This is a genomic window from Candidatus Tectomicrobia bacterium (assembly GCA_016192135.1).
Classification (GTDB): domain Bacteria; phylum UBA8248; class UBA8248; order UBA8248; family UBA8248; genus 2-12-FULL-69-37.
The window spans coordinates 130,918-154,337 of the sequence record JACPUR010000035.1 but is presented as its reverse complement, the minus strand read 5'-3'; the positions used below and the strand labels follow the sequence as shown (position 1 = coordinate 154,337).

Below are 23,420 nucleotides of genomic sequence, written 5' to 3'. Positions count from 1 at the left end.
GGGCTCCCCCGGCCGGGGCTCATGCCCCCTTGCTCCGGCGCTCGATCTCGTTCTGGGCCGTGACCGTGTAGCGCGTGTACGGGATGGCCTCCAGCCGCGAGAAGGGGATGGGCTCGTCCGTCTCCTCGCAGAGGCCGTAGCTCCCGTCATCGATCCGCTTGAAGGCGGCGTCCACCTCGCGCAGGCGCTCGCGCTCGCGCTCGCCGAGGTCCATCAGCACTTGGCGGGAGTAGGTGTCGGCGGCCATGTCGGCGATGTCCTGCGTCCCGTCGTCGCCGGTCTCCTTGCTGTGGCGCTTGCTCTTCTCGACATCCCCCAGAATCTCGCGGCGGACCTCCAGGAGCCTCCGCTTGAGAATCTCGATCTGCTCTTTCGTCAGGTGCTTCACATGTGCCTCCCGTTTCGGCAGGGCTTCATCCGCCGGACGCGGCCATCTCCAGGAGCGGCGCGTGGGACCAGAGTTCCTCGAGCCGGTAGAACCGCCGCGTTTTCTCCTGGAAGATGTGGATGGCCACGTCGCCGCAGTCGATGAGGACCCAGCTGGCCTCGTTCATGCCCTCGATGAAAAACGACTCCCCCATCTCTCTCAGCCTATCTTCCACCGCCTCGGCGATCGCCTTCACGTGCCGGGGGTTGGTCCCGTGGCAGATGAGAAACGCGTCCACCTCGGCCGCCTGGGCTCGCAGGTCGATGGCAACCACGTCACGGGCCAACTTGGACTCGGCGGATTCGGACATCCGCCGGAGGCGGTGGGTCAAGGAATCGATGGGGGCAACCCCTCTTTCGGCATCACCGGGCGTCAAGTATCCCCCCGTACAGCTGGCGGCGAATTATAAAAAGTTCCACTTCCCGAGGCAATAAATACCGCACGGACCTTCCGGATCGAATTAGGCGCCGGATCTGGGTCGCGGAGATGTCCAGGTTGGAAATCTGAACGAAGTGGATAACATGCCTAGAATCAGATACTTTTGCCTGGTTATCTCCAATGAACTCGAAGCTCAGGTCCGGGTCCAGCGGCCGCATCTCCCGCTCCACCGCCCGGAGCACCTCCTCCGCCCGCTGCTCCCCCCGGAGGGTCACGGCCAGATGGGTCATCCGCAGGAACCGGGAGGGGCGGCTCCAGGTGTGGACCTCGCGGAAGGCGTCGGCCCCGATGATGAAGACCGTCTCGTGGCCCCGGCAGGGCCCCTCGGCCAGGGCCTCGAGCGTGTCCACGGTGTAGGAGGGGCCTCCCCGCTCCGCCTCCAGGGGGTCGCAGACGAAGCCGGGGTGCCCCTCGACCGCCAGGCGCACCATCTCCAGCCGGTCCCGGGCGGGGGCCATCTCCTCGCCGGCCTTGTGGGGCGGCTGGGCGGAAGGGATGAAGCGGATTTGATCCAGGCCGAGGGCTTCGCGGACCTCCTCCGCCGACCGGAGATGGCCGCAGTGGATGGGATTGAAGGTGCCTCCCTGGATGCCGATCCGCAATTGCCCTCCGCTGGCGGCGGGCCGCCCTCAGTCCAAGAGTACCAGATTGTTGCGGTGGATCACCTCGTCGTAGTGCTTGCCGCCGAGGATCTCCGCGATCTCGCCCGTGTGCCTGCCCGCGATGCGGGCCACCTCCTCGGCGCCATAGTTGGACAGCCCCCGGGCCACGGCCCTCCCCTTGGGATCGCGCAGCTCGACCACGTCGCCGAACCGGAAGTCCCCCCCCACGCCGGCGATGCCCTTGGGCAGGAGGCTCCGGCCCCCCTCGGCGATGGCCTTGACCGCCCCGGCGTCCAGCCCGATCCACCCGCGCGGGATGACGGCCGTCCCGATCCAGCCCTTCCGGGCCTTCAGCGGGGCGCCGTTCGGGACGAAGAGGGTGCCCTCCTCCCCCCGCTCGAGGGCGCGGAGGAGGATGTTGGGAGCCCTCCCCCGCACGATGAGGGTGGCGATGCCCATCCGGTTCAGCACCTTCACGGCCCGGACCTTGGTGAGCATCCCCCCGTGGGCCAGGGGGTTGGCGCTGACGCCCGCCTTCTCGGCCACCTCGGGGGGCAGCCCCTCCACCCGGCGGATGAGCCGGGCCGAGGGATCGCGCCGGGGGTCGGCGTCGTAGAGGCCCTCGACGTCCGAGAGGATGACCACCAGCCCCGCCCGCATCATCTGGGCGACGAGAGCGGCGAGGGTGTCGTTGTCCCCGAAGCGGATCTCCTCGACCGAGACCGTGTCGTTCTCGTTCACGATGGGGAGCACCCCCCGGGCCAGGAGCGCCTCGAAGGTGTTGCAGGCGTTCAGGAAGCGGGACCGCGCGTCGAGGTCGGCGTGGGTGAGGAGGAGCTGGGCCGTCTCGAGCCCCAGGCGCCGGAAGGCCCGCCCGTAGGCCTCCATCAGGATGGGCTGGCCGACCGCGGCGGCCGCCTGGCGCTGGGGCATCCCCTTGGGGGCGCCCTGGATGCCCAGGCGCTTCGAGCCGGCCGCGATGGCGCCGGAGGAAACCAGCACCACTTCCCGCCCGGCGCGGCGGAGCGCGGCCACCTGGGAGGCGATGCGCCCGAGCACGCGGCGGTTCACGCCCTCCTCGTCCGGGGCCGTGAGGACGGAGCTCCCGACCTTGATCACCACCCGGCGGCTGGCCAGGGCGGGCTCGGTTCGCTTGCCCGGTGGAGTCGTGTTCAAAGCGGCTCAGCCCTCCGATAACGGATCAACCCGGCAATTCCGCCGTCGTTCCGAGCGCGGCGTTCCCTCCAGGAGAGCAACCGCGTTTTCCCCCCTCCCTCCGAGAGGGGGGCAGGGGGGAGGGAGAATGAAAGCCGCCGCGAGCCTTTTCCCCCCTCCCTACCCTCCCTCGGAGGGGGAGGGAAAAACAGCTAGGCATACGGTTCCTTGACGCACAAGGGCCGGCAGAGGAGGCGCGGGGTGAAGGGCAAGCCGGCCCACCATCAGCCCTCCGCGGCGGCCCCGCCGGCCGCTCGTTTCCACCTGCCCGGCAAGAGCTCCGAGAGCTTCCGGGAGAGGAGGCCCAGGAGCTCGCGGAGCCCCTCCCCCGCCGCGGCGGAGACGGCGAGGCACTCGAAGCCCCGCTCCCCGATCCCCGCCCGCAGCGCCCCCTCGTGCGCCCTCGCCTCGGTCACGTCGAGCTTGGTCAGCACCGCGGCGCGCGGCTTGGCCGCCAGCTCGGGCGAGAAGAGCTCCAGCTCCCGCCCGATGGCGTCGAACTCCTCCAGCCCCTGGGCGGGGGGCAGGGAAGCGTCCACCAGGTGGAGGAGCATGGAGCAGCGGTCCACGTGGCGCAGGAAGCGGTCCCCCAGGCCCTTGCCCTCGTGGGCGCCCGGGATGAGGCCCGGGATGTCGGCCACGACGCAGGAGCGGTAGCCGCCCAGGTCCACCACCCCCAGGTTGGGCGCCAGGGTGGTGAAGGGATAGTCCGCGATCTTGGGCCGGCTCGAGGAGATGCGCGAGATGAGGGTGGACTTCCCGGCGTTGGGCATCCCGATCAGCCCCACGTCGGCCAGGAGCTTGAGCTCCAGCTCGAGGAGGCGCTCCTCGCCGGGCTTGCCCTTGGTCGTCTTGCGGGGAGCCTGGTTGGTGGAGCTCTTGAAGTGGTCGTTGCCCAGGCCGCCCCGGCCGCCCCGGGCCGCGACGAACTCCTGGCCGGGCTCCGAGAGGTCGGCGAGGAGCTCCCCCGTCCCGGCCTCCCTCACCAGGGTGCCCACCGGAACGGGGACGCGCAGGTCCCCGCCATCCGCTCCGTGCATGCGCTTCCCCATCCCGTTCCCCCCCTTGGGGGCGCGCAGGAGGGGCTCATACCGGAAGTGAAGAAGGGTGTTGACCGAAGGATCGGACTGGAAGATGACGTGACCCCCGCGCCCGCCGTCGCCCCCGTCCGGACCGCCCCGGGGGATGTACTTCTCCCGCCGGAAGCTCAGGCAGCCGTTGCCCCCCTTGCCGGCCTGGACGCGGACGCGCGCGGTGTCGACGAACATGGCGAGGCGGGCGGGGCCACCATGGCTGCGGGGGCCTACTCGCCCGGAATCACGCTGACCGTGCGGCGGCCCCCGGCCTTGTGGGCGAACTTCACCACGCCCGTCACCTTGGCGAAGAGGGTGTGGTCGTTGCCGAGGCCCACGTTCTCGCCGGGGTGGAACACCGTGCCGCGCTGGCGGACAAGGATGGTGCCCGCGTGGACGTTCTCGCCGGCGAAGCGCTTGACGCCGAGCCGCCGGCCGGCGCTGTCGCGGCCGTTGGAGGAGCTGCCGCCTGCTTTCTTATGAGCCATGGATCACTCCCGCCCCCTAGGAACCGAGTATCTCCGTCACCTGGATCTGGGTGAAGGGCTGCCGGTGGCCGCGCTTCACGCGGATGTTCTTGCGCTTCTTGTACCGGAAGGCGATCACCTTGCGGTCCCGCCCGTGGCCCTTGATGACGGCCCGGACCTTCGCCGTCTTGAGGGAGCCGGGGTCGGCCACGATGCGGCCGCCGTCCACGATGAGGTGGACCCGGTCCAGGTCCACCGTCTCACCCACCTCGCCGACCAGGCGCTCGACCGTGAGGAGGTCGCCCGCCTGGACCCGCACCTGCTTGCCGCCGGTCTCTACAACCGCATACATAACAAGGCTCTCCCGCCCGTTGCGCCGTTGGCCCCGGGCCGTCCTGGGTCCCCGGGAAAGGGGAGTCTTCTACCAACCCATTGGAAAATTGTCAATTGCCGGTCAGCTTACAAGACAGACAACGATGCCTTCGATTGCGCCCCCGCCCCCGGCTCTCCCTCACCCCGGCCCTCTCCCGGAGGGAGAGGGAGAAGCGGCCCCTTCATCCGGGGCATCGGCTTTTGCGGCATCGGCGCCCCTCTCCCCGTCTTTTCGGGTCCCCGAACCGGCCTGCCGGTTCGAGAGGGCGGAGAGGGGATGGGGGTGAGGGAAACGTGGCCGCGCGAAACGGGGAAAAGGCCAAATTGACCCACTGCTCAATTGCCGGCGGGCCCCCGCTGGGGCTGCTGGCGGATGAGCTTGAGCTGGATGGACTCGGTCTTGTAGTCCACCTCCCGGCGGAGGGGGAGGTAGCCCTCCTTCTGCACCACGACCACGAAGCCCTTCATGAAGTCGCCGACGCTGACCCGGTAGGTCAGGGTCAGGGGGGTCTTCCCCTGCGGGACGTTGTTCACGTACACGTCGGCGTCCGGCGGGTCGGTGACGATGAGGAGGCGCCGGGTCATGAAGTTGTCGACCCTCTTGCCCACGTTCTTGTCCCACCAGGCGCAGCCGGCGAGCGCCCCCGGCAGGAGGGCCAGCGCGAGGGCCAGGGCGGTGGCCCTGAGGCGGCGCCCGCCGCGGAATCTCCGCTCCATCAGCTTCCATCTCCTTCCATGACGGCCGCTACTCCTTTCCCGGGCCGCGCCCGGCCCAGGACTCGATGATCTCCAGCAGGTGCGCCTGATCGGCGTCGAAGCCGTACTGGGAGACGCCCAGCGCGTACATCTGCCGCACGTGGTTCAGCAGGAAGAGCACGGTCCCCGCCTCCTTGGCCAGATCGCTGGCCATGGAGAGGTCCTTGTGCATGAGGCCCATGCTGAACCCGGTGGTGAAGGACCGCTTGAGGAGGAACCTGGGCCACTTGTCGCGGGTGCCCGTGTTCATGCCGGTGCTGTTGTTCACGACGTCGAGCGCCGTCCGCGCGTCCAGCCCCAGCTTTTGGGCGAGGGTCATGGCCTCCATCGAGGAGAGCATGTTGGTGGCGGAGAGGAAGTTGTTCACGCACTTCATCGCGTGGCCGGACTCCACCGCCTCGCTGACGTGAGTGATGGACTTGCCCAGCGCCTTGAAGATGGGCATGGCCGCCTCGACCGCCGCCTTGGGCCCGCCGGGCATGATGGCGAGCGTGGCCGCCTCGGCGCCCGTCACCCCGCCGCTCACCGGCGCCCCGATGAGCTGGATGCCCTTTTGGGCGAGGGCCTCGGCGAGCGCCCGGGTGCGGGGCGGGTAGGAGGAGCTCATGTCGATGATGAGCTTGCCCGGCGCCAGGTGCTCCGCCAGCCCCCCGGGGCCCAGCACCACCTTCTCCACGATGGCGCTGTCCGGGAGCATGGTGATGACCACCCCCGCCCGGGCGGCCAGCTCGGCCAGGTCCCGCGCGGGCTGGACGCCGTCCCCCCGGACCGTCTCCAGGGCCTCGGGGCGGGTGTCGTAGGCCACCACGGCGAAGTCCCCCCGCCGGAGGTTCCGGGACATGGGGACGCCCATCTTGCCGATCCCGACGAAGCCGACGGTGGTGCGGCCCGGGGCGAAGGTTTCCATGCCTCTCCTTTCCAGGCGCTCAGGGAGCGAGAGCCAGACGCCCGGGGAGCGGGAGCGCCCCGGCCAGCGCGGACGTGGACGCCATGTTTTTAACCCAGAGAGGCCTTTTGTCAACGGCATGGGAGGTGGTAGACTGCCGCCCGCACGCCCGGAATCCGCCCCCAGCGAAACAGGCCCCGAGGAGAGAGGCGATGTCGCCGGCCGCGGCGGAGGACGTCATCCGGTTTCTGGAAGAGAACCCCCGCTTCTTCATCGAGCATCCCGAGCTGCTGCGCGCGAGCGGGCTCCTGGGCGAGAACTCCGCCTCCGCCAGGGTGCTCAACCTCCGGCAGCGCCTCTTCGACCGGCTCAAGGGGGAGCGCGAGGACCTCATCCGCCTGCTGGACGAGATCATCGAGATCGTCCGCCGCAACGAGCAGATCGAGGAAGACTTCGCCGCCCTCGACCGGCTCCTGTTCGAGATGCCCCTCTCGGCCGCCAACCTCACCCGCATCGCCCTCGACATGGAGCGGCGCTTCGGGCTCGACTACGCGGGCTTCCTCCTGTGCGCGCCCGACCTCCCGGGCGGCGAGGAGCCGCCGCGCCTCCGGGCCCTGGGAGAGGAGGAGAGCCCCCACCTCCCGCCGGACGGGGCGATCGTCCTCCAGGGGGAGCTGGCCGAAGGGGGCCCCCTCTTCCCCGGGGAGGCCCGCGCCAAAATCCGATCCTCGGCCGTCGTCCCGCTCCGGACGGAAGGGAGGCTCCTCGGGGCGCTCCTCATCGGCTCGGGCGACCCCGCCCGCTACCGGGCCGGGATGGGCACCCAGCTCATCGAGCGCCTGGCCGGCCGCCTCGCCCTGGGCATCGCCCTCCTCGAGCAGGCCGGCGCGGCGCGCTAGGCCTCAGACCCTCGTCCCCTCGGCCGAGGCGGCGAGCTCCGTCACCTCGGTGATGCTCGCCAGGCGCTCCAGCCCCCGGACGCGCTCGACCAGCAGGCGGCGCGCCGCCGCGTCGAGCACCGGCCCCGCCATGTCGTGGAAGCGCTCGATGAGTTCCTCCCACGAGAGCGGATTCCGCGGGTCCCCCTTCGGGTGCTCCACATGAGCCTCGAAGGGGCCCCGCGCGGTGTCGATGCGCACCCGGGCCTGCCACTTGCCGGGGAACGCCTTCTCCAGCTCCGCGTCCCCGAGGCAGCGGATCTTGCCGATGACCGAGCGGTGGACCTGGGAGCGCAGGAAATCGTCCTGGTACTCCTCCAGCCCCGCCCGCCGCCTGAGGAGGGCCACCGCCACCGCGTATTGCAGGCTGAACTGCGCGTCCACCACGTTCTGGGGGGCCGTCTTGAGCGCCTCGGGCTCGACCACGAGCATCACGCACGTCTCGGGCACCCGCACCTCCACTCCCCTCACCTCCTCGGGCCGGATGTCGTGCGCCTTGCAGAGCCCGATCACGGCGTCCACGGGGGCGTGGTTGTAGCGGCAGCAGGCGTGGGGCTTGATGGCCGAGAGGCAGATCTCCCAGTACTCGCCCAGGTGCTCCAGGACGTATTCCGGATGGGCGTCGTCGCTGTAGCCGTGGAGGAAGCCCGAGGGCCCGCCGAGGATGTCTTCCGGGCCCGTGAAGCCCTCCTGGGCCAGGTAGGCGGCGATGATGCCGCTGTGGGCCGCCCAGCCGGGGTGGAAGCGCTTGGTCCAGGCGCCGTTGTCGAGGTACTGCATCGAGCCGGCCGCCTGGCTGCCGGCGATGCCGAAGGCGCTGGCGGCGGCCTCGGGCGAGAGCCCGAGCATCTTCGAGGCCGTGACGGAGGCGGCGAAGGCGCCGCACGTCCCCGTCGGGTGGAAGCCGCGCTTGTAGTGGCTCGTGGGGTTGACGGCGTTCCCCACCCGGTTCGTCACCTCGTAGCCCGCCACGATGGCGGCGATGACCCTCTTGGGGTCGGGCCGATGGGCCTCGGCCACCGCGAGAGTGCTGGGCATCACGCTCACCGCCGGGTGGAGGCTCGACCGCGTGGTCACGTCGTCCATCTCGAGGGCGTGGGCGATGCCCCCGTTGGCGAGGGCGGCGTAAGGGGCGTCCGTCCGGAGGGGGGAGCCGATCACGGTGCAGGGGCCGTCCTGGGGCGTCCGCTTGCGGATGAAGGAGCGCAGCACGCGCGAGCTCGCCGCCTCCCCGCCCCGCAGCGCGACCCCCAGGAAGTCCAGGAGGAAGTACTTGGCCCGGTCCCGGGCCTCCTCCGGCAGGGTTTCGTAGCGGATGGCGTGCACATGCTCGACGAGCGCGCGGCTGAGGTTCATGTCCCCCCTCCTTCCCGGCTTCGCCTAAGGCGGCTCCCGCACGGCGAAACGAAAGCTCGGCCTATCGGAATAGGGATTCGATGCATGCAGGATTGTCACATCCTCATGCCCCGCGCAACCGGCGCCCGAAAGCGCCCGGGGCCCGAGGGGCGGCTTCCTTGTCATCCCGGCCCCGGAGGCCTAAGATACCTCCGTCTCCCGGTGGACTCCCCCCAGCCAGAGGCAAGCATGCAGGACTGCATCTTCTGCAAGATCGCCGCGGGCCAGGTCCCCTCCAAGAAGGTCTACGAGGACAAGCGCCTCTTCGCCTTTGAGGACATCAACCCCCAGGCCCCCGTCCACGTCGTCATCATCCCCAAGCAGCACCTCGAAACCCTGCTCGAAATCGGCGACGCCCACAACGAGCTCCTGGGCTCCATCGTCACCGCCTCGAGCAAGATCGCCCGCAAGCAGGGCATCGCCCAGAGCGGCTTCCGCCTCGTGGCCAACTGCAACAAGGACGCCGGCCAGAGCGTCTTCCACATCCACTTCCACCTGCTCGGCGGCCGCCCCATGGCCTGGCCCCCCGGGTAGGCGGCCCCGAAACCCGCTCACGCATCCCCCACCTCGCGGAGGAAGCCGAGGCAGATGCGCCCGAAAGCCTCCGGCCGCTCGAGGAGGGCGACGTGCCCCGTCCCCTCCATGATGACGAGCCGGGAGCCCGGGATGCGCCGGTGGATCTCCTCCGCCTCGTGGGTCCCCACGATCAAGTCGTGCGTCGAGGCGGTGATCAGGGTGGGCACCCGGATCCCGCCCAGCCGCTCCAGGGTGTCGCCCGCGAGGCAGGCCTCGAGCTGGCCGATCCAGCCCGCGTCCGCCGGCGACGCCTCGATCAGCCACTTCCTCTTCTTCTCCATCTCGGCGGGGTGGGCGTCCCAGTACTCGTGCGAATAGAGCCCGAGGAGGCTCATCTCGACGAGCGCCTCCCGCTCCCCCCGCCCGGCGAGGCGCTTGCGGGCCGCCTGGAAGGACCGCAGGCGGGCGCAGTTCCGGCTCCAGGTGTGGTGCAGCCCCAGGCTGCGCACCCGGCCGGGATGGCGGAGGCAGAGCTCCTGGGAGATGTGGCCTCCCATGGAGAAGCCCATGACGTGGGCGCGCCCGGCGCCCGCGGCGTCCAGCACGCGGGCCGCGTCGTCGGCCATGTCGGCCAGGGCGTAGCCCGGCGGGGGCACGCCGCTCCTCCCCACCCCCCGGTTGTCGAAGACGATGACGCGGAACCCGGGCTCGAAGAGGGGAAACTGGCCCGACCAGAAGGTGTGATCGTGGCCCGTCCCGCTCACGAGGAGAAGGGGCGGGCCCTCGCCGCGCACCTCGTAGTGGATGTCCGGCCCGCCTGGGACCCGCGCTATGGGCATGAAGTTTTTCTCCCCTCTCGGCCGGCGGGAGGACCCTCGGTCCCCCGCCCGGCCCCGCCGCCCGCGGGGGCATATGGCAATACGCGCGGCCCCGCTTTTCTCCCTCTCCCTATGGGAGAGGGCTGGGGTGAGGGAAGCACCTCCGTGGATTTTCCCCTCACCCTACCCTCCCCCGGAGGGGGAGGGAACCTAAATCCTGGCAGGCGAGGATTCCTCACTCCCCCGCCACCCATCCCCCGCCCTGGAGCACCTCCCCCTCGTAGAAGACGGCCGCCTGGCCCGGGGCCACCGCGCCCAGGGCCGGAGGGTCCTCGGGCACGACCTCGGCCGCCCGCCCCGGCCGGGGCCGCACGAGGCAGGGGACGGGCCGCTGCCGGTGGCGCACCTGGACGAGGAGCCGCCGCCCCTCCCGCCCGATGGGCAGCGACCACCGCACCCTCTCCACGAGGAAGCGCTCCCGGTGGAGCTCCTCCCGCCGCCCGGCCACCACCGTCGCCGTGTCCGAATCGAGCCGCACCACGAAGCGCGGCTCCCCGCCCCCGAGCCCGAGCCCCCGCCGCTGGCCCACCGTGAACTCGGCGACGCCCTCGTGCGCGCCGAGCACGTTCCCGTCGCCGTCCACGATGCGCCCCGCCCGGCGCCAGCCCGGCCGCTCCCGGTCCAGGAAGCGCCGGTAGTCCCCCTCCGGCACGAAGCAGATCTCCTGGCTCTCGGGCTTCTCCGCGTTCGGGAGGCCCAGCCGCCGCGCCGCCTCCCGCACCTGGCGCTTCTCCATATCCCCCAGCGGGAACATCGCGAGGGCGAGCTGGGCCTGGGTCAGCCCGAAGAGGAAATACGTCTGGTCCTTCGCCCGGTCCGCGCTCCGGGCCAGGGTGAGCCGCCCCCCGGCCGTGACCCGCCGGGCGTAGTGGCCCGTCGCCAGCCGCCCCGCCCCCAGCGCCCGCGCCCGCTCCGCCAGGTGGTGGAACTTCACCTCCTGGTTGCAGTCCACGCAGGGGTTCGGGGTGCGGCCCCGGAGGTAGGCCTCCGCGAAGCCCTCCACCACCGCCCCCCGGAAGGCCTCCCGCGCGTCCATCGCGTAGAAGGGGAAGCCCAGCCGCGCCGCCACCGCCCGCGCGTCGGCCAGGTCGCGCGGGGCGCAGCAGCCCCGGTGGAAGGACTCCGCCTCCCCCGGCAGCCGGTCCGCCAGGCGCAGCCCCACCCCCACCACCTCGTAGCCCCGCTCCACCAGCAGGGCGGCCGCCACCGAGCTGTCCACCCCCCCGCTCATCGCCACCACCACCCGCTCGCGCATCCGGACCTCGAAGAAAAAACGGGGAGCATCCCCCGGCGGGGGGATTCTATCCCCCCGCGAACCATTCTACACATTTTGCGGGTGGTTCTCGTCCTCCGCCCATTCCAGGGGATTGTGCAGGACGTATTCCCGCGCGCGGTCCCATTCCGCCTCGTCCCGGAGGATGTGCTCGTAGAAATTGCGCTGCCAGAACCTGCCGGAGAAGGGCGGCCAGCCTTGTTCTTTCACGTCAGCGGCGTAGCGCCGCGTCACCGTGGACTTGAACGCCTGCACGATACGGCCAATTGTCCACGGCAACGTTCCGTAGGGGCGAACCTTGTGTTCGCCCTCATGCAAAGGCGAAGACCCGCCCGCTTCCAGGGGGCGAATACGAGATTCGCCCCTACGGACTTTCAAAACCAATATCCCATGAAGGTGATTCGGCATCACCACGAACGCATCCAATCCCACGTTCGGAAACCGGAGGGGCAATTCCTCCCATGTCCGGTGGACCATCGCGCCGGCTTCGCTCAATCGCATCTTCCCGCCCGCGATCTCCCCCAGACGGCATTCGCGGCCTTGCACGCATATCGTGATGAAATACGCCCCGCGCGAGGCGTAATCCCATCCCTTCAACCGCACCGACCGGCGGCGGCGGGCGTCGGGGTTGAATGGCATCCCCCTGCCCCTACCCCAGCATCTCCGCGAGCTTCCCCACGTCCCCCGCCCCCTCGACCTCCCACCAGGCGTCCCAGGCGGCCTGGGCCTTTTGGGGCGGGAGGGCGAGGGCGGCGCATTCGAGGAATTTGGCGCGGAGCTCGCCCTCGGGGACGGGGCGCTCGGCGTGGCCCCGGGGGAGGGTCTCGGCGCGGCGGGCCTCGCGGCCGTCCTTGAGGCGCACCCAGACCTCGGCGCGGTGGCTCTCGGGGTCGAGGGCGGGGTCGAGGCCGAAGCTCGCGCGCCGCTGGAGGTCCTGGACGAGGGGCCTTTGGACGCCTTGGTCCTCGAACTGGGGGAGGCCGACCCGGCCGTCGGCCAGGGCGGAGGCGAGGCAGAACTGCATGGAGAACTTGCCCTCGAGGCCGTTCGAGGCCGTGGAGTAGCGCAGGATCTTCTGGGCCATGGCGGAGGACTTGGCGCCCAGGCTCTCGACCTCCCCGGGGCGGATGCCCTCGGTCTCGCGCAGGGCGAGCATGGCGTCGATGGCGGTGTGGGTCATGGCGCAGCAGGGGTGGAGCTTGACGCTGACGCCGCCCTCGATGTCCCAGGGGGGGCCCCAGGAACGCAGCGCGCCCTCCCAGTCCGCGAAGCGCTCGACGCCGGGCCCGATGCCCTCGGCGGCCAGGGCGGCGGTGAAGCCGGTCTCGAGGGCGTCGGGGCCCGAGGTGAAGCCCGCCTCGGCCAGGAGGGCGGCCAAGAGCCCGGCGCGGGAGGCCTGGCCGGCGTGGAAGGGCTTGGTCATGGTGCCGAAGTTGCACCCGAGGCCCGCGGCCTGGCTCGCGGCGAGGGAGAGGGCGTGGCGCGTCCGCTCCTCGCCGAGGCGCAGGAGGTGGGCGCAGGCCGCGGCGGCCCCGACCGTCCCGAGGGTGGCGGTGGCGTGGAAGCCCCGGCGGTAGTGCCGGGGGTTGAGGGCCCGGCCCAGGGCGCGCAGGGTCTCGAAGCCCACGGCGTAGGCGGCGAGGAGATGGGCGCCGTCCCTCCCGCGCTCCCCGGCCAGGGCGATGAGGGCGGGGGCGAGCACCACGCTCGGGTGGCCGAGCAGGATGAAGTCGGTGTCGTCGAAGTCGAGGGCGTGGCCGGCGGTGCCGTTCGCGAAGGCGGCCCAGGTGAGGCTGGTGCGGCCTCCCCCGCCCCACAGCGCGGCCTTGGGGGCGCCCCCCTCGCGCGCGGCGAGCTCCCGGGCGAGGCGGGCGCACTCCTCCCGCGAGCCGGCCAGGGCGACGCCCAGGGTGTCCACGACGGCCTCGCGGGCCTTGGCCCGGGCGGGGGGGTCCACGTCCTCCACCCTTGCCTGGGCGATGCGGCGGGCGAGCTCGGCCGTGGCGGGATAGGGGCGGTCGTCGGGCATGGCGGGGCCTCCGGGAAAGGGCGGCACTTCACGCGGAATGCGCGGTTGAATCCGTCCGTTGGTCCTTCCCCCTCTCCCCTTGGGAGAGGGCCGGGGTGAGGGAATGCCCCCGTCCGCGCCCTCACCCTACCCTCTCCCGGAGGGAGAGGGAAAAACGTAGGGCGCCCATGCCCTGCCTCGCTGGCACAAAAACGGGGCCGAATTTGGAAAAAACGCGCCGTTTTCCCCCAAATTCACGCAAAAAATGAGCATTTTTTTGAGCTTTTGTGCACTCCATTATCCGTCATTCGGGGGCCGGGCGCATCCCTTTTCACCCAGCACCACCCCCCCAATACCTCCCCCCCTCCTCCCAAACCGGCAGGCCGGTTTGGGGACCCGGGAAAACAGGGGGCGGAGGATGCGCCGCCCCCCTTGGGGGAAGGGCCGGGTCCGCCTGGACCCGGCAAAGGCGCGATGGGGGGTATCGAAAAACCCCCCATGCATGAAGGTGCGCGAAATTGGCGCGATTTGCGGTAACGGGCTTTCTCCCGGTGGAGCCTAGATTCGGGATTGGGCAGGGGGAAGGCGCCCCGGGGCGGGGGCTGTAAACCGCTCGCCCCCCTTTACCTCCCCCTCCTGCTACCCCCCCTGCCCCCCTTGGCAAGGGGGGGTGTTCCAAAGGGGGGGGACAAGGAGGCCGGCCGTGGGAGAGAGGGGCCTTCCGGCCCGTTCCGGGAAATTATGGGGAATTACGCCTTTTTTTTACGAAGCGAGGGGGCGCGCGGCGGGGCGGGGGCGTGCCGGACAGTCGCGGATAATACCGGATACTTCCCCATTTTTCGGGGCGCGCGCGAGGGGACGGTTCAACGCGATTCAACGATAAAAAACGGTGATGACGGGTTCGCGCGGGAGGCCCTACAACCCGAGGTAGAACTTCTTGACGAGCTCGTGGCCGGAGAGCTCGCCCGCGTCCTTGCCCTCGAACTCGATCTGGCCGTGGACGATGATGTAGCCACGGTCGGCGATCTTGACGGCCTGGTTGAAGTTCTGCTCGGCCATCAGGACGGTGAGGTGGTAGCGCTCCTTGAGCTCCTTGATCTTGGCGATCACGCGGCTGACTAAGATGGGGGCGAGGCCCACGGAGGGCTCGTCCACCAGGAGGATGCGCGGGGCCGACATGAGGGCCCGGGCCACGGCGAGCATCTGCTGCTCGCCCCCGCTCATGCTCCCGGCGAGCTGGCGCTTGCGCTGCTCCAGGATGGGGAAGGCCTCGTAGCAGAAGGCGAGGTTGCCGCCGATCTCGCGCCGCGCCTCGGCGCGGTAGGCGCCGAGGAGGAGGTTCTCCTCGACCGTGAGCTTGGGGAAGAGCCGCCTCCCCTCGGGGACGAGGGTGATGCCGAGGTTCACCACCTCCTCCGGCGCTTTCCCGATGAGGTCGATGCGCCGGCCGTCGCGCTCGAGGTAGATCTCCCCGGCATCCGGCCGCACCATGCCCATGATGCACTTAATGAGGGTGCTCTTCCCGTTGCCGTTCGTGCCGAGGAGCACGACCGTCTCGCCCTCGGCGACCTCCACCGAGACGCCGTGGAGGACCTGGACGGACCCGTAGCCCGCCCGCACGTCCTTGAGGACCAGCCTATTCGCCAAGGTAGGCCTTCTCCACGTCCTTGTTGTTCACGATCTCCCCGGGCGTGCCCTCCGCTATCTTGTCCCCCGCGTCGAGCACCACGATTCGCTCGGAGAAGCTCATGACCGCCCGCATGATGTGCTCGATCATGATGACGGTGATTCCCTGGGCGTTGAGGCGGCCGAGGAGGGCGAGGATCTCGTCCACCTCGGCGCTGGAGAGCCCCGCCATGGCCTCGTCCGAGATGAGGAGGCTGGGCCGGGCCGCCATGGCGCGGGCGAGCTCGAGCTTGCGCAGCTCGATCTGGGTGAGGCCGCCGGTCGGCGCGTCCGCCTTGGATTCGAGCCCGATGCGCCGGAGGATCTCCCGCGCCTCGCCGGGAGCGTCCGCGTCGCGGACGCCGGCGGCGTACTCGAGCGGGATGCAGAGGTTCTCCGCCACCGTCATGCTGGAGAATGGCCGGGGGATCTGGAAGCTCCGCGCGATCCCCAGCCGGGTCCGCCGGTACGCGGGTGTCCTGGTGATGTCGATCCCGCGGAAGAGGATCCGCCCGTCGTCGTTGCGGAGCGCCCCCGAGATGCAGTTGATGAGGGTGGTCTTGCCCGATCCGTTCGGCCCGATGAGGCCGAAGCGCTCGCCCTCCCTCACCTCGAAGGAGACGCCGTTCAGGGCGGTGAAGCCCCCGAAGCGCTTGACCACGCCTTGGACTTCCAGCAGGGCTTCCGCCATCAGGAAAGCTTCCTCCTCCTGAGCCGCTGCACAAGGCCGACGATTCCCTCAGGCGCCAACACGACGAAGGCCACGAGAATCACCCCCACCAGAAGAAGGTTCAAATGCGAGGAAATGGTCACCGTGGCCAGCTGCTGGGCCGTCCCCAAGAGGACCGCCCCGATCACGGGCCCGATCCAGGTCGTCGTCCCGCCGATCATGGGCATGGCCAGGCTGTTCACGGCGTAGTCCAGGTTGAAGGCCGAGGAAGGCTCCAGGTAGGTGATGTAGTAGGGGAAGGGGGCCCCCGCAACGCCCATGAGAATCCCGCTCACGGTGGTGGCGAAGAGTTTGAGCTTGAGGATGGGAACTCCCATGCACTCGGCCGCCTCCTCGTTGTCCCGGATCGCGGCGAGCCCCCGTCCGACCCAGGAATTCTCGATCCACCAGGCCACCCCGACGGAAACCAAGGAGAGGAGCACCATCATGATGAAGAGAAACTCCACGTAATGCCCGAAGAAGGGAGCTTCCTTCGGCCGCAGAACATAGATCCCCCGCGCTCCTCCGACATAATCCCAATTGATGATGGCCGTCTGCAAAACGACGGCGAGGGCCAAGGTGGCGATCGAGAAAAACACCCCTCTCAGGCGGAGCGTCAGGTATCCGATGCCCAGCCCCAGGAGCCCGGAGATCAGCCCTCCCGCGACGACGAGGGCCAGGAAGTGGGAAACGCCCAGCTTGTTGATCAGAATCGCCGCCGAGTAGGCACCCAGGGCGAAGAAGGCCGACGTCCCGAAATTCACATAGCCGGTGTAGCCGCCCAATATGTTCCAGGCGGTGGCGAGGATAACGTATTGCAGAATGACGTAGCCCGCGAAGAAGAAATACTGATTCCGGATGAACCTTTGCGACAGCAAGGTCGCCAGCATGAGTGCTGTCGCTACCAAAACAGGCCAAACCCAGCGCTTCAAGGCTATCTTCCGAAGAGGCCGGAAGGCCTCACCGCCAGGGCAAGCAGAAGCAGCGCGAAAGAGACGGCCTCCGACCAAGCGGGCCCCACGAAGATGGAGGTCAAGCTCTCCGCCACACCGACGATGATGGCGGCGACCAAGGTCCCCCCCACGCTCCCCATCCCCCCCAAAACGACGACGGCGAACACCCGCCCGATGTACACCCTTCCCACAGAAGGCTCGACGGGGCCGATTATGATGAGCAGGGCGCCGGCCAGGCTCGTTGTGGCGATGCTCAGGCCGAAGGCGATGGTCTTGATCTTGACGGGGTCAGCCCCCATGAGCTGAAGGGCGAAACGGTCCTGAGAGACCCCCATGATGGCCTTTCCGTAGAAGGTCCTGGTGAGGAACAGGAAAAGAGCCAGCGTCAGCAGGGAACCCGCGAGGAAGGGGACGAGCAGGCGATAGGCGAAGCTCAAGCCCCCCAAATCCAAGGATCGCCCGATGTAACCCGCGCTCACCAGCCGGTAGTCCACCCCGTAGGTGATGATGAGGCTCACCTCGATGAGAAACAGAATACCGAAGAAGAACACCAGCCCCCGCAGGGACTCCTCGCCCCTCCTCTCGAAGCTCCTGTAGTAGACGCGGTAGACCGCCACCCCGAGCCAATAGAAGAGAGGAGCGGGCAAGAGGCCCGCAAGAAGAGGGTCAACCCCCCAAGTCGAGTTCAGAACGTAGGCGATGTAAGAACCCAGAATAATGAATATCGGATGCGCGATGTTGACCACATCCAGGAGGCCAAAGGAGATCGTAAGCCCCACGCTGATAGCGCCGTAAAAACCCCCCAGCAGCAACCCATCCTTGACGGCGTTCAGCAACAATTCCATGAATTTCGAGCCCATCCTTTCTCAACAAAGGACAAGGGCGCGCACCTCAGGAAGGCACGGCCCTTGTCCCTTGCCGCGAAGGAAAAGCTACTTCCAGCCCTGGAACGGATAGATCAGCTTCCCGGACTTGAACTCCTCGGGAGAAAGCACCACCATCTTGCCCGGCTTGCTGAACTCCTCCAAATCGCCGCTCTTGATGTTTTGGAACTGGGTCATGAGCATGCGGGATTTCGCCCACTCGCCGTTGGTGGCGAACTTAATCTTGCCCGCGATCGTGCTGAACTCGGTCTTGCGGATGTACTCCCCGACCATCTTCTGATCCAGGCTCTTCGTGGCCTCGATGGCCTGGGCCAGAACCTCCAGGTAGGCGTAGGCCAACGGCGGAAGATAGTAGCCTAAAGGATCGAGCTTCTCGGCGACAGCCCTGGGCTTGTACTTCTTGAAGAAATCTCCGATGCCGGGAAACATCAGGGTCGGCTCGGGCACCCAGGTGTGGTAGTTCACTATCCCGTTCAGCGCAACCCCGAGATTCTGCTGAATGGGGGTGAACTGAAGCCCCACCATGCCCCCTCCAAAGATCTTGGGCTTGAGGTTGACCTCTTTGGAGGCCTTGATCATGCCCACCGTATCGGGGGGATAGGAGGCTACGTAGACGATGTCCGGGTTGACCGCCTTGATGGCGCGGGCGATGGGGGTGTAGTCCGTCGTGGCCGGGGGATAACGCTTGTCATAGACGATCCGGAAGCCATGCTTCTGGATGTTCTTCCGGGCGCCAGTGAGGGCGTTCACAGGATACTCGGCGTCCGCGCCGACGAGGGCGACCGTCCGGGGCTTGGGGTTCTGCGCGGCAGCGACTTCAAAGAAACCCGTGGACCAGTCATCGTAAGGTTTCGGGCCCGTCGGCATGCTTCCGAAATAATAGGGGTAGTTGAACTTCTCATTGATGGCGAGGGCGAAGAGGGATATGAACGTAAGCTTGCGCTCCATCACGATGGGCATGGCCGGAGCGGTCATGTTGGTGCCATAGGGTGAAACCACGAAATCCACCTTGTCCACGTCGAGGAGCTTCGTGTAGATCGTGGGCACGTTCGCGGGCTTGGTCTGGTCATCGTAGAACACCAACTCAACGGGCCGCCCCAGCAGCCCGCCCTTCTTGTTCACGTCTTCGGCCCAAATCTGCATGGCCAGAAGGGCCGCCTTCCCCCCCGCGGCGAGGCCGCCAGTCAGCGCCATGCTGAAGCCGATCTTGATGGGCTTCTCGGCGGCCTGGGCGGCCGTCGGGAAACCCGCCAGGAGAGAGGCGGCGGCGAACCAGACGGCCAGCGCCCATCCTCCGAACCAGAATTTTCCGGTGTGCTTCATGCTTTGCCCCTCCCTCGATTTGGCAACGTGGGCCACCGCCCGGGAAAAAACGGCGGAGTTCGGGAAAAGCCGCGCAGGAAAGGCCCCCCGGGGAAAGAGCGCCTCCCTTCGTTTGCACAAAGAAACGACTAATGGATGCAATTAACCACAATTGGCGACGAAAGGCAACGAGAAAGGGATACGCTACGGCCCAGCGGGCATCCGCGCGGCGCAGGAAAAAAAGCGGGGCCCCGAAGGGCCCCGCCCGCGACTCGCGCCTTGCGCGTCAGATGCCTTTCAGTTCCTCCTTCGCGCGGCCGTTCTTCTTCTTCCTGCCCTTCCCCTTCGGGCCGTTCTGCTTCAGGCTCTGGGTGAGGCGGTGCTTGTTCACGGCGTTGAGGAAGGCCTTGGCCCCCGCCTCGACGGTGTCGGGGCTCGCCGCGTGGCCCGCGAGCTGAATCCCGTCTTCGAACTCCACCGTCAGGTTCGCCTCGGCCATGGCGTCGCGCCCCCGGGTGACGGAGTGCACCGCGAAGTCCGTGAGCCGGCACTTGGCCCCCGTGATGCGCAGGATGGCGTAGACCGCCGCGTCCACGGGGCCGTTCCCTCGGCCCACTTCGGAGTGCACCGTGTCGCCCTCCCGGATGCGGACCATGGCCGTCGCCGCCGGCTGGGTGCCCGTGGAGCTCGTCACCTGGAGGAACTCGAGTTGGTAGGAGCTGCCGGCCTGGCCCGCCCGCTCCTCCTGCAGGAGGGCGATGAGGTCCTCGTCGTAGACCTCGCGCTTCTTGTCCGCCAGGTCGATGAAGCGCGGGTAGATGGCCGAGACCTCGTCCTTCGTCATCTTGAAGCCGAGCTGCGCGTAGCGGTTGCGCAGCCCGGCCCGGCCCGAGTGCTTCCCGAGCACGAGCGAGTTGGAGGGCCGGCCCACCGACTTGGGCGTCATGATCTCGTAGGTGATGGCCTTGGAGAGGACGCCGTGCTGGTGGATGCCCGCCTCGTGGGCGAAGGCGTTCTTGCCCACGACGGCCTTGTTCGGCTGGACGGGGATGCCCGTCATCGAGGTGAGGAGGCGGCTCGCCGGGTAGATCTCCCGCGTGCGGATGTTCGTGGTGAAGGGCAGCGCGTCCTCGCGCGTGTGGAGCGCCATCACGACCTCCTCGAGCGAGGCGTTCCCGGCCCGCTCCCCGATGCCGTTGACGGTGCACTCGACCTGGCGCACGCCGCACTCCACGGCCATCAGGCTGTTGGCCACGGCCAGGCCCAGGTCGTTGTGGCAGTGGGCGCTGAAGACGACGTCCTCGTAGGCCGGGACCTTCTCGAAGATGTGCTCCCAGAAGCGGCGGAACTCGCTCGGGACGATGTAGCCCACCGTGTCGGGCAGATTGATGGTCGTGGCGCCCTCGGCGATGGCGACCTTGACGGCCTCGGCGAGGAAGTCCCAGTCCGACCGGGTGGCGTCCTCGGCGCTCCACTCGATGTCGCGGCAGAGCTTCCGGGCGTACCGCACCGAGGCGGCGATCTCCTTCAGGAGGTCCTGCCGCGTCATCTTGAGCTTGTACTTGAGGTGGATGTCGGAGGTGGCGATGAAGGTGTGGATGCGCGGCCGCCGCGCGTGGCGGACGGCGTCCCAGCACCGGTCGATGTCCCCGCGAGAGGAGCGGGAGAGGCCGGCCACGATGGGCCGCTTGACCGCCTTGGCCACGTCCCGCACGGCCTCGAACTCATCGTTCGACGCGATGGGGAAGCCGGCCTCGATGATGTCCACCCCCAGCTTCTCGAGCTGGAGAGCCATCTGGACCTTCTGGAAGCGGTCCATGCTGCAGCCGGGGGACTGCTCGCCGTCCCGGAGGGTGGTGTCGAAGATGCGTACGCGGGGAATCGAGGCGGCCGGGCCTTTCGGGGCCGCTTGAGAGACGACAGTGCGCTTCGGCATGAATCACGGGCTCCTAGGGAGAGAATCCACTGTTGGCCCGCCCGGCGCCGCCTCCCTCGCTGCGAGGCTTTTCCGCCCGGCTGGCGCTCACCTGCGCTGGCGCCTAGGGAGCCAGCGACGGTCGGGGCGTCTTGGCCGCGCCCCTGGCCCTCCCTCGGACTGGATTCCACCGATGCATGGCCGATCGGCCTCCTGCCAGAAAAAGAAGCCCGCGGCGGGCAAATCCCGGCCGCGACCCCCCATCTTATCGTCCAAACCTCGCCCGAAATCAAGTGCCGCCCGGAAAAACGGCGGATACTCCAGCGCCGCTTGAACGAGCCAGGCCCAGGCGCCGGGGGTCTGGCGAATCCGCGAGAGGAGCGGAATTATTGGACCGCGGATGGGGGCGGACAAGAGAATGACATGGCACAAAAAGGATCGTAGTGTCCGATTCAAGCGGGATCGCGGGGACATGATCCCATTGCGCTGGGAACGCTCTTACCGGACACGCTCAACGGCAGGAATCCTGCCGGCCCATACCGGAGGAATGGCAACATGGACATGCGGCTTTCGGACGAGCAAATCAGGCTGCGAGAGCTGGCCCGCGACTTCGCCATGAGGAAGATCAAGCCCGTCGTGGCCGAGCTCGACCGGCTGGCGGACCCCGCCGAAGTGCACCGGCGCTTCCCCTGGCACGTCATCGAGGAAGGATCGAGGGCCGGGCTCCGCACGGCGGCCCTCCCCAAGGAATACGGCGGCGGCGGCATCGGCATCCTCACCCATCTTCTCATGCTGGAGGAGCTCTGCCAGGCGGATTCGGGTTTCGCCACCCATTTCCACCAGGCCTGGAAAATGGCCAAGCTCCTCGTCCAGAAGTGCTCGAGGGAGCAGCGGGACCACTTTCTCCCCAAGTTCACGGATGACGACCGGGCGCTCCTGGCCGTCGCGATGACCGAGCCCGATTCCGGCTGCGACACCCTCATGCCCTACGACGGGCCGGACGGCGGCGTTCGCACCACCGCGGTGCGGGACGGGGACGGCTGGGTGATCAACGGCACCAAGCACTTCATCGCCTGCGCCTCGGTCGCCAAGCTCTTCTTCATCGCGACCCGCACGGACAAGTCGGTGGGCGTCACCCGGGGCCTGACCGTGTTCCTCATCGAGAGGGGGACGCCGGGGTTCCGCGTCGGGCGCATCCACGACAAGCTCGGGAACCGCCTGATGATGAACGCCGAGCTCATCTTCGAGAACTGCCGGGTGCCCGACTTCAACCGGGTGAGCGAGGTGAACCAGGGGCTTCGCTACCTCGCCTCGTTCGGGGCGCGGCACGTGCCGACGACGGGGGCCTTCGGCCTCGCCCTGGGGCGCGCGGCCTTCGAGTACGCCGTCGAATACGCGAAAACCCGGGTCCAGGGAGGAAAGCCCGTCATCGAGCATCCCACCGTCGCCCTCCGGCTCGGGGAGATGGCGGCCCAGCTCGAGGCCGCCCGCGCCGTATGCGTCCAGGCGGCATGGATGGCGGACCAGCCCGACTACGACGCCAAGCACGGCATCCTCGCCTCCATCTTCTCCTCGGACGTGGGCCCCAAGGTGTGCGACATGGCGCTCCAGCTCATGGGGGGCTACGGGTACATGCGCGACTACCCGGTCGAGAAAATCCTGCGGGACGCGCTCATGTGCTACCATATCGACGGCACGTCGGACGTTCACCGGATCAAAATCGGCGAGATGCTGCGCGGCGTCGCGCGGACGGGCTACATCGCGGAGTGAGCCCAATGGCCCCGTTCGTCCGGGCGCAAGACGTCCAGAAGATCGCCGTGGTGGGCGGCGGCTACGTGGGGCACGGCGTCGCCCAGCAGTTCGCCCAGGCCGGCTTCGCCGTGGCGATGTACAACCGCACGGAGGAGAGCTCGGCCCGCGCGATGGAGGCCATCGGGAAGGGGCTCGCCCTCCTGGCCGGGGCGGGCGCGCTCTCCCGCGGGGAGGCCGAAGCGGCCCGCGCCCGAGTGCGCCCCACCACCGACCTCGCCGGCTGCGTGGCGGAGGCCGGGTTCGTCGTCGAGGCCGTCGCCGAGCAGCTTCCGGTCAAGCAGGAGCTTTTCCGGCGCCTGGAGTCCCTCGCATCCGAGAGCGCCATCTTCGCCAGCGAAACCTCGGGCCTGCGCATCAGCGACATCGCCCGCGGCACGAGGCGCCCCGAGCGCTGCATCGCCACCCACAACTACACCCCCCCGCCCCTCATCCCGGTGGTGGAGGTGGTGCCCGGGGACCGGACGGCCCCGGAGGTGATCGAGGCCACGTGCGCCCTCTTGCGCCGGGCGGGCAAGGAGCCCGTCATTTGCCGGGAGGTCCCCGGCCACATCGGCACCCGCCTGACCACCGCCCTGCGCCGGGAGGCCTACTACATCGTCGAACAGGGCTACGCCACCCCCGAGGCCGTGGACGCGGTCCTGCGCTCGGTGGGCCGGCTCATCCCCGTGCTCGGCATCCTGGCCATGACGGATTTCTCGGGCATCGATGTCCTTCGCGACGTCCACAGGAACATCCAGCCCCACCTGGATCACCGGCCGGACCCCTCGCCCATGCTCGACCGCCTGATCGAGGAGGGGCGCCTCGGCATCAAGAGCGGCCGGGGGTTCTACCGCTGGACTCCGGAGAAGATTCAGGAGCTGTTCGAGGCGCGGGGGCTCGAGCTCATCCGGGGAATGCGCCAGTCCCCGCCCCCCCTCCCTCCTGCCCTCTGAGGAA

Annotated in this window: 24 protein-coding genes; 4 read left to right on the top strand and 20 right to left on the bottom strand. The window is 68.8% G+C overall.

Annotated features, from left to right (window positions below):
• Nucleotides 1–19: 19 nt before the first annotated feature.
• From HYZ11_14500 to HYZ11_14460, 9 genes are all read right to left on the bottom strand, one after another.
• Nucleotides 20–388, bottom strand: a complete 369-nt coding sequence (locus HYZ11_14500) for a TraR/DksA family transcriptional regulator (protein MBI3128812.1) — start codon at nt 386–388, stop codon at nt 20–22.
• 25 nt (nt 389–413) lie between these two features.
• Nucleotides 414–803 (bottom strand): ribosome silencing factor, encoded by a 390-nt coding sequence (rsfS, locus tag HYZ11_14495; GenBank protein MBI3128811.1) that lies wholly within the window; start codon nt 801–803, stop codon nt 414–416.
• The gene (nadD, locus tag HYZ11_14490) at nt 790–1,467 is read right to left on the bottom strand and encodes a nicotinate (nicotinamide) nucleotide adenylyltransferase (protein MBI3128810.1); all 678 of its coding nucleotides are present in this window, start codon (nt 1,465–1,467) and stop codon (nt 790–792) included. The genes rsfS and nadD overlap by 14 nt, the downstream gene beginning before the upstream one ends.
• 27 nt (nt 1,468–1,494) lie before the next feature.
• On the bottom strand, nt 1,495–2,643 hold the full coding sequence (gene proB / locus HYZ11_14485; GenBank protein MBI3128809.1) for a glutamate 5-kinase: 1,149 nt from the start codon (nt 2,641–2,643) through the stop codon (nt 1,495–1,497).
• Nucleotides 2,644–2,906: 263 nt separating this feature from the next.
• Complete coding sequence (obgE, locus tag HYZ11_14480; protein ID MBI3128808.1) at nt 2,907–3,950, bottom strand: GTPase ObgE; 1,044 nt, start codon at nt 3,948–3,950, stop codon at nt 2,907–2,909.
• Nucleotides 3,951–3,985: 35 nt separating this feature from the next.
• Nucleotides 3,986–4,243 (bottom strand): 50S ribosomal protein L27, encoded by a 258-nt coding sequence (gene rpmA / locus HYZ11_14475; protein ID MBI3128807.1) that lies wholly within the window; start codon nt 4,241–4,243, stop codon nt 3,986–3,988.
• 16 nt (nt 4,244–4,259) lie between these two features.
• Complete coding sequence (gene rplU / locus HYZ11_14470) at nt 4,260–4,574, bottom strand: 50S ribosomal protein L21 (protein ID MBI3128806.1); 315 nt, start codon at nt 4,572–4,574, stop codon at nt 4,260–4,262.
• Between the two features lie 356 nt (nt 4,575–4,930).
• The gene (locus tag HYZ11_14465; protein ID MBI3128805.1) at nt 4,931–5,311 is read right to left on the bottom strand and encodes a PEGA domain-containing protein; all 381 of its coding nucleotides are present in this window, start codon (nt 5,309–5,311) and stop codon (nt 4,931–4,933) included.
• A 28-nt stretch (nt 5,312–5,339) separates the two neighbouring features.
• Complete coding sequence (locus HYZ11_14460; protein MBI3128804.1) at nt 5,340–6,257, bottom strand: NAD(P)-dependent oxidoreductase; 918 nt, start codon at nt 6,255–6,257, stop codon at nt 5,340–5,342.
• Between the two features lie 191 nt (nt 6,258–6,448).
• On the opposite strand from HYZ11_14460, the gene HYZ11_14455 reads away from it, so the two are divergent.
• Nucleotides 6,449–7,135, top strand: coding sequence for a DUF484 family protein (locus tag HYZ11_14455; protein MBI3128803.1), 687 nt, complete (start codon nt 6,449–6,451; stop codon nt 7,133–7,135).
• A 3-nt stretch (nt 7,136–7,138) separates the two neighbouring features.
• Here the strand turns inward: HYZ11_14455 and HYZ11_14450 are convergent, their stop codons facing one another.
• The gene (locus tag HYZ11_14450) at nt 7,139–8,530 is read right to left on the bottom strand and encodes an MmgE/PrpD family protein (GenBank protein ID MBI3128802.1); all 1,392 of its coding nucleotides are present in this window, start codon (nt 8,528–8,530) and stop codon (nt 7,139–7,141) included.
• Nucleotides 8,531–8,758: 228 nt separating this feature from the next.
• Here HYZ11_14450 and HYZ11_14445 point away from each other — a divergent pair, with 228 nt between their 5' ends.
• The gene (locus HYZ11_14445; protein MBI3128801.1) at nt 8,759–9,103 is read left to right on the top strand and encodes a histidine triad nucleotide-binding protein; all 345 of its coding nucleotides are present in this window, start codon (nt 8,759–8,761) and stop codon (nt 9,101–9,103) included.
• A gap of 17 nt (nt 9,104–9,120) precedes the next feature.
• Here the strand turns inward: HYZ11_14445 and HYZ11_14440 are convergent, their stop codons facing one another.
• The 10 genes from HYZ11_14440 to HYZ11_14395 form a co-directional block, all read right to left on the bottom strand.
• A complete protein-coding gene (locus HYZ11_14440; GenBank protein ID MBI3128800.1) occupies nt 9,121–9,924 on the bottom strand; it encodes an alpha/beta fold hydrolase in 804 nt (267 codons plus the stop codon).
• A gap of 214 nt (nt 9,925–10,138) precedes the next feature.
• Nucleotides 10,139–11,218, bottom strand: coding sequence for a tRNA 2-thiouridine(34) synthase MnmA (gene mnmA / locus HYZ11_14435; GenBank protein ID MBI3128799.1), 1,080 nt, complete (start codon nt 11,216–11,218; stop codon nt 10,139–10,141).
• Between the two features lie 66 nt (nt 11,219–11,284).
• Complete coding sequence (locus HYZ11_14430) at nt 11,285–11,875, bottom strand: transposase (GenBank protein ID MBI3128798.1); 591 nt, start codon at nt 11,873–11,875, stop codon at nt 11,285–11,287.
• 10 nt (nt 11,876–11,885) lie between these two features.
• Nucleotides 11,886–13,265: an MmgE/PrpD family protein gene (locus HYZ11_14425; protein ID MBI3128797.1), complete on the bottom strand. Its 1,380-nt coding sequence runs from the start codon at nt 13,263–13,265 to the stop codon at nt 11,886–11,888.
• 894 nt (nt 13,266–14,159) lie between these two features.
• Nucleotides 14,160–14,891 carry an ABC transporter ATP-binding protein gene (locus HYZ11_14420; GenBank protein MBI3128796.1) on the bottom strand — a complete coding sequence of 244 codons (732 nt, stop codon included), beginning with the start codon at nt 14,889–14,891 and terminating at the stop codon, nt 14,160–14,162.
• Complete coding sequence (locus HYZ11_14415; GenBank protein ID MBI3128795.1) at nt 14,881–15,600, bottom strand: ABC transporter ATP-binding protein; 720 nt, start codon at nt 15,598–15,600, stop codon at nt 14,881–14,883. Before HYZ11_14415 ends, HYZ11_14420 begins: the two co-directional genes overlap by 11 nt.
• Nucleotides 15,600–16,508: a branched-chain amino acid ABC transporter permease gene (locus HYZ11_14410; protein MBI3128794.1), complete on the bottom strand. Its 909-nt coding sequence runs from the start codon at nt 16,506–16,508 to the stop codon at nt 15,600–15,602. Before HYZ11_14410 ends, HYZ11_14415 begins: the two co-directional genes overlap by 1 nt.
• A 44-nt stretch (nt 16,509–16,552) precedes the next feature.
• Nucleotides 16,553–17,416: a branched-chain amino acid ABC transporter permease gene (locus HYZ11_14405; protein MBI3128793.1), complete on the bottom strand. Its 864-nt coding sequence runs from the start codon at nt 17,414–17,416 to the stop codon at nt 16,553–16,555.
• 87 nt (nt 17,417–17,503) lie between these two features.
• Complete coding sequence (locus HYZ11_14400) at nt 17,504–18,778, bottom strand: amino acid ABC transporter substrate-binding protein (GenBank protein ID MBI3128792.1); 1,275 nt, start codon at nt 18,776–18,778, stop codon at nt 17,504–17,506.
• Nucleotides 18,779–19,043: 265 nt separating this feature from the next.
• Nucleotides 19,044–20,693 carry a 2-isopropylmalate synthase gene (locus tag HYZ11_14395; GenBank protein ID MBI3128791.1) on the bottom strand — a complete coding sequence of 550 codons (1,650 nt, stop codon included), beginning with the start codon at nt 20,691–20,693 and terminating at the stop codon, nt 19,044–19,046.
• A gap of 534 nt (nt 20,694–21,227) precedes the next feature.
• Between HYZ11_14395 and HYZ11_14390 the strand changes: the two genes are divergently transcribed.
• Nucleotides 21,228–22,442 carry an acyl-CoA/acyl-ACP dehydrogenase gene (locus HYZ11_14390; GenBank protein MBI3128790.1) on the top strand — a complete coding sequence of 405 codons (1,215 nt, stop codon included), beginning with the start codon at nt 21,228–21,230 and terminating at the stop codon, nt 22,440–22,442.
• Nucleotides 22,443–22,447: 5 nt separating this feature from the next.
• Nucleotides 22,448–23,416, top strand: a complete 969-nt coding sequence (locus HYZ11_14385) for a 3-hydroxyacyl-CoA dehydrogenase family protein (GenBank protein MBI3128789.1) — start codon at nt 22,448–22,450, stop codon at nt 23,414–23,416.
• Nucleotides 23,417–23,420 lie beyond the last annotated feature (4 nt).